The following is a 6037-nucleotide window of genomic DNA, read 5'->3' as shown; positions in this document are numbered from 1 at the left end:
GCAGCAACCGTCCTGTTCTGGCTCAAAAAACAATGAGCCGGGAGGCTACGCCAACTTCTTCCGCAGCCTGCTAGACAAGGCAAAGGCAGGCTACGGAGAAGAGAAATGTGTGCGGCGCCAGCAGCATGCTGCCTCTTGGGTCCTGCGGCGAAGCGGCTTGACTGCTTTCCGCTCGTTATTAGAACAAAAAGTGAACGATCATGGGAATCGCCTATGGCAGCTGTCTTGCTCCGATTGTTCACCCTTCTGCCTCTCGGATGTCCCTGAGGGACGTCTTCGCCGACCGGACCGACGGGGCCGCGGCGGGCCTCGCGCTTGGGCATCAGGCGGCAGGGGCGCGGCTGCTGTGGGTGCAGGACCGGCTGTCGCGACGCGAGGGTGGGCGGCCCCATCCTGCGGGAATGGCCGCCCTGCTGGGCGGACCGCTCGTGCTCTTGCATCTGGACGTGCCACGCCCGGCGGACGTGCTCTGGGCGATGGAGCAGGCGCTGGGCTGCCGAGGCCTGTCGGCGGTGGTGGGAGAGATCTGGGGGGAGCCAGCCGTCCTCGACCTGACCGCGACGCGGCGGCTGGCGCTTCGGGCAGAGCGCAGCGGGGTGCAGGCCTGGCTGCTGCGGCACGCCGCCACGCCATCGCTCAGTGCCGCGCGCGAGCGGTGGCGGCTGGCCGCGATGCCCTCCGCGCCCTCTCCCGACGATCCCCATGCCCCGGGCGAAGCGCTGTGGCGCGCGGAGCTGTTCCGCAGCCGCGACAGAGCTGCGGGCATGTGGCTCGCACGGTGCGATCCGACCAAGGGGCTCGTTCTGCTGCGCGACGCGGGCGAGGTCGGCAGGCCGGCTCCTGCGCGTCCCGGACCGCCGGTCCTGCGCCGGGCCTGACGCCATGACCGGAACGCGCGGCGCCGTCCTCCTTCGCTTTCCCCACCGGGCGCAAGACGTCGGGGGCAGCTCCTCTCCCGGCCGCTCCTCCGGGGCGCCGGTCTCGGCCGCCACGGCCCGCCGGAAGCCGAAGGCCTCCGGGCGTGGCCCGGCTCAGCCCTCCGGCCGCCGCCTGCTCTCCCTCGCGCTGCCCCGCTTCGCCATCGAGCGCCACCTGCGCCGCAAGGGAGAAGGCGAGGATGTCCTGCTGGCCCTCGCGGCACCCGGTCCCCACGGCGCGGTCATCCATGCTGCCACCCGTGCGGCGGAGGAGGCGGGCGCGGCGCCGGGCCTGCGGGTGGTGGACGCACGCGGCGCCTGTACCGCCTTGCGGGTGGAGGAGGCCGATCCGGTGGGCGATGCGGCCGCGCTGGAGGGCCTCATGCTCTGGGCGCGGCGATGGTGCCCCTGGACCGCGGTGGAGGAGACCGGAGGGCCCGGCCTTCTCATGGATGTGACCGGCGCGGCCCATCTTCGCGGGGGCGAGGCGGCGCTGCTCGGGGAGATCAAATCCCGCCTGTCCGCCTGCGGCCTGACGGCGCGTCTCGCCATTGCGCCCACGCTCGGGGCAGCTTGGGCGCTCGCACGGTTCGGGCCCGCCCGTGCGCTCTGTGGGCCGGACGAGGTCGCCGCCATGACCGCTCCGCTGCCCGTCGGGGCGCTGCGGCTGGGCCGCGAGACGGTCCTGCTGCTGCGCCGGCTGGGCCTCTCCACGATCGGCGCGTTGATGGAACTGCCGCGTCTCGCGCTCGCGCGCCGCTTTGCCCGCGCCGAGCCGGGCGCCAACCCGCTCGTCCGCCTCGACCAGCTCACGGGACGGCTGCCCGAACCCGTCGCCTGGCCCGAGGAGCCGCCCCGCTTTCTTGCCCGCGCCGCGTTCTCCGAACCGATCCTGGACTCCGCGCCGGTCCTGCCGCATCTCGCGCGCGAGCTCTGCGCCATGCTGGAGGCCAAGGGCTTCGGCGCGCGGCGCATCCGCTTGCGGCTCTACCGCACCGATGGCCGGGTGGCGGTGGCGGAGGCGGCGACCGCACAGGCCACGCGCGACGCAGGCCATCTCTCGCGGCTTCTGGACGGGCGGCTCGAGGGAATCGATCCCGGCTTCGGCTTCGACCTCGCCACGCTCGAGGCGGCGGAGGCGGAGGGTCTCGACCCCCGGCAGCGCGGCCTCGGGGGTGAGGAGCCTGGCGAGGATCTCGCGCGGCTCGTGGACCGCCTCGCGGCCCGCTTCGGCCCCCACGCGCTGCGCCGGCCCGTCCCGCGCGAGAGCCACCTGCCCGAGCGGTCGGTCGCCTGGGTGCCCGTGCTGGAGACGGGGCTGGCCTCCGCCCCGTTCCCCCCTCCGCCCGCCGGCACGCCGCCCCGCCCAATCCGCCTTCTCGACCCGCCGGAGGAGGTGCGCGTGACCTATGCCCTGCCCGAGGGTCCGCCCGCGCAGTTCGTCTGGCGCCGCGTCACGCACCGCGTCACCCGCTTTGCCGGCCCCGAGCGCGTCGCCCCCGAATGGTGGCGGGACCGCCCCAGCACGCGCGCGCGCGACTACTGGCGTGTGGAGGACGGCGAGGGGCGGCGGCTCTGGCTCTTCCGCGAGGGGCTAGCCGGCGACGGGCGGGGCGGGCCGCCGCGCTGGTTCGTCCATGGGATCTTCGCCTGATGCCCGACGCCACGCCCCACCACCCCAGGCGCACCCTTTCGGAGGAGAACGCCTTCACCCCCAATCCCCGCGCGCCCTTTGTGGAGCTGGGGCTTGTCACCTGCTTCAGCTTCCTGCGGGGAGCCTCCGACGCGGTGGACTTGGTGACGACCGCCCATGCCTTGGGCTACGACGCGCTGGGCGTGGCCGACCGCAACACGCTCGCGGGCGTGGTGCGCGTCCATGTCGAGGCGCGGGTGGCAAAGCTCCGCCCCGTGATCGGCTGTCGCCTCGTGCTGCTCTCGGGCGAGGAGTTCCTCGCCTACCCGAAGGACCGCGAAGCCTATGGCCGCCTGTCGCGCCTGCTCAGCAAGGGCAAGATGCAGGACGCCCAAGGGGGCTGGCAGCGCAAGGGCGCCTGCGACCTCACACTCGACGATCTCGCGACCCACGCCGAGGGGATCGCGCTTGTCCTCGTGCCGTCCGCCGACCTCGAGGGGCTGCCGCAGCGGCTGCACGCGCTAGCGCGCCGCCTGCCAGGCCTGGGGCATGTCGCGGCCTCCTGGCTCTATCGCGGCAACGACCGGGCGCGGATCAACGCCCTTGCGCGCATGGCCGCGGCGGAGAGGCTGTCGATCCTCGCCACCAATGACGTGCTCTACCATGCCCCCCATCGCCGACCGCTTCAGGACGTGATGACCTGCATCCGCGAGGGCGTGCGCCTAGACGAGGCGGGCTTCCTGCTCCAGCCCAACGCCGAGCGGCACCTGAAGGGGCCCGACGAGATGGTCCGCCTCTTCGGCGAATGGCCCGAGGCGATCGCCGCCGCGCGGACGCTGGCCGATGCCTGCACCTTCTCGCTCGAGGACCTGCGCTACGAGTACCCTCACGAGATCGTCCCCGAGGGAGCCACCGCGCAGGAGCATCTCGAGCGGCTTACCTGGGAGGGGGCCGCGCGGCGCTATCCGGCCGGCGTGCCCCCCAAGGTGAAGGCGCTCATCGAGGGCGAACTCGCGCTGATCGCGCGCCACCGCATCGCCCGCTACTTCCTGACGATCCACGAGATCGTGGCCTTCGCGCGCGACCGCGGCATCCTCTGCCAGGGGCGTGGCTCGGCCGCCAACTCGGCCGTCTGCTTCGTGCTTGGCATCACCGCCGTCGATCCGGCCGCCCACGAGCTGCTGATCGAGCGATTCATCAGCGACGCCCGCATGGGCGAGCCGCCCGACATCGACGTGGACTTCGAGCACGAGCGGCGCGAGGAGGTGATCCAGCACATCTATGCCAAGTATGGCCGCCACCGCGCCGGCCTCTGCGCCACCGTCATCCACTACCGCCCCCGCTCGGCGATCCGCGAGGTGGGCAAGGTGCTGGGCCTGTCGGAGGACGTGACCGGCGCGCTGGCGAAGACCGTCTGGGGCTCCTGGGGCACCGAGATCGCCGAGCGCCATGTAAGGGAGGCGGGGCTCGACCTCGCCGACCGCACCCTGCGGATGGCGGTGCGCCTCGCCTCCGAGCTGATCGGGATGCCACGCCATCTCGGCCAGCATGTCGGCGGCTTCGTCCTGACCGAGCGGCCGCTGACCGAAACCGTCCCCGTGGGCCACGGGGCCATGCCCGAACGCAGTTTCATCGAATGGGACAAGGACGACATCGACGCCCTGGGCATCATGAAGGTGGACATCCTCGCGCTGGGGATGCTGACCTGCCTGCGCAAGGCGCTCGACCTCGTGGCCGCTCATCACGGGCGGAGCCTCGACCTCGCCACGATCCCGCAGGAGGACCCAGCCACCTACGCCATGCTCGGGCGCGCCGACTCCATCGGCGTGTTCCAGGTCGAGAGCCGGGCGCAGATGAACATGCTGCCGCGCCTCAGGCCCGCGACCTTCTACGACCTCGTCATCGAGGTGGCGATCGTCCGCCCCGGCCCCATCCAGGGCGACATGGTCCATCCCTACCTGCGCCGCCGTTCGGGCCAGGAGGCGGTGGCCTATCCCGCCCCCGCCCCGCCCGCGCCGCCTGACGAGCTCAAGCGCATCCTCGGGCGCACGCTAGGGGTTCCGATCTTCCAGGAACAGGCGATGAAGATCGCCATGACCGCCGCCATGTTTGATGCGCGCGAGGCCAACGAGCTGCGCAAGGCCATGGCCACCTTCCGCTCGCGCGGGCAGATCGACCGGCTGGAGGCGAAGATGGTGAACCGCATGATCGCGCGCGGCTACGACCCGGACTTCGCGCGCCGCTGCTTCGACCAGATCAAGGGCTTCGGCGAATATGGCTTCCCCGAGAGCCACGCGGCGTCCTTCGCGCTCCTCGTCTATGCCTCGGCCTGGCTCAAGTGCCACTACCCGGCCGCCTTCGGCGCGGCCTTGCTCAACTCCCAGCCCATGGGCTTCTACGCCCCCGCCCAGATCGTGCGCGACATGCGCGAGCACGGGGTCGCGGTGCGCCCGCCCGACGTCAACCACTCCGACTGGGACACGACCCTCGTCCCGGACGGCCGCAGCGGCATGGCGGTGCGGCTGGGCCTGCGAACCATCGCGGGCCTCCCCGCGGCCGCTGCCGCGCGTCTGCTCGCCGCCCGCGACGAGCCCTATGCCGCCCTCGCCGACCTCCAGCGCCGCGCGGGCCTCGCCGCCGCGCAGGTCCGCAGGCTGGCCGAGGCCGACGCCTTCGTCTCGCTGGGCCTCGACCGCCGCCAGGCGCTCTGGGAGGCGAAGGCGCTGCGCGACGCGCCCGACCTGCCGCTCTTCCGCGGCGAGGAGGAGCAGGGCCGGGAGCCCGCCATCGCCCTTCCGCCCATGCGCCTGCCCGAGCAGGTCGTGGCCGACTACCAGACGCTGCGCCTGTCGCTGAAGGCCCACCCCATGGCCTTCCTGCGTCAGAGCCTGCGCGCCCAGGGCTACGTCTGCGCCGCCGACCTCGCGCAGGCGCGCGACCGCCAGCTCGTGCGGCTCGCCGGGCTCGTCCTGATCCGCCAGCGGCCGGGCTCGGCCGGGGGGGTCTGCTTCATCACGCTCGAGGACGAGACGGGCAGCGCCAATCTCGTCGTCTGGCCGGCCGTGCTCGAGGCGCATCGCAAGGTGGTCATGCAGGCCCACCTGCTCATGGTCGAGGGCCACGTCCAGCGCGAGGCCGAGATCGTCCACCTGGTCGCGCGCAGCCTCCTCGACCGCACCGACGCGCTTCTGCGCCTCGCCCCCGATGGCCTCGCCCCCCCGCTCTCCCGCGCCGACGAGGTGGTGCGCCCTGTCCAGGGCTCCATCCGCTCCCCCCAGCCGGGCCATCCCCGCAATGCACGCGTGATGCCACGAAGTCAGGACTTCCGGTAAGACGCCAGACGCTGGCGACCTCATGCACAGCTCTGACAGCAGGCGCATAGGCCCGCTCCGGCTCCACCACTGCTGCGGAGCGCAGCTTCACTCCTGAAGGGACATCGCCTTGCACTCCACTTCCACATTGGGATCAGGACCCGTTGATCTGTCTG

At 72.5% G+C, this 6037-nt stretch carries 3 protein-coding genes; all 3 read left to right on the top strand.

Going from position 1 to position 6037, the window contains the following annotated elements:
* Positions 1 to 257 precede the first annotated feature (257 nt).
* The 3 genes from GT358_RS16180 to GT358_RS16170 are packed head-to-tail and all read left to right on the top strand — an operon-like array spanning position 258 to position 5882.
* Positions 258 to 878: a hypothetical protein gene (locus tag GT358_RS16180; RefSeq protein WP_166583670.1), complete on the top strand. Its 621-nt coding sequence runs from the start codon at positions 258 to 260 to the stop codon at positions 876 to 878.
* 4 nt (positions 879 to 882) lie between these two features.
* Positions 883 to 2571: a DNA polymerase Y family protein gene (locus GT358_RS16175; RefSeq protein ID WP_243730946.1), complete on the top strand. Its 1689-nt coding sequence runs from the start codon at positions 883 to 885 to the stop codon at positions 2569 to 2571.
* Positions 2571 to 5882, top strand: coding sequence for an error-prone DNA polymerase (locus GT358_RS16170; RefSeq protein WP_166583669.1), 3312 nt, complete (start codon positions 2571 to 2573; stop codon positions 5880 to 5882). Before GT358_RS16175 ends, GT358_RS16170 begins: the two co-directional genes overlap by 1 nt.
* The last annotated feature ends 155 nt before the right edge of the window (positions 5883 to 6037 follow it).

The sequence above is a fragment of the Rubellimicrobium sp. CFH 75288 genome (assembly GCF_009904055.1).
GTDB lineage: Bacteria > Pseudomonadota > Alphaproteobacteria > Rhodobacterales > Rhodobacteraceae > Rubellimicrobium.
This window is presented reverse-complemented; position numbering and strand designations above follow the sequence as displayed.

Excerpts from the sequence above, each read along its gene's own strand:
- GT358_RS16180 (WP_166583670.1), top strand. The coding sequence starts at position 258 with ATGTCCCTGAGGGACGTCTTCGCCGACCGGACCGACGGGGCCGCGGCG.
- GT358_RS16175 (WP_243730946.1), top strand. The coding sequence starts at position 883 with ATGACCGGAACGCGCGGCGCCGTCCTCCTTCGCTTTCCCCACCGGGCG.
- GT358_RS16170 (WP_166583669.1), top strand. The coding sequence starts at position 2,571 with ATGCCCGACGCCACGCCCCACCACCCCAGGCGCACCCTTTCGGAGGAG.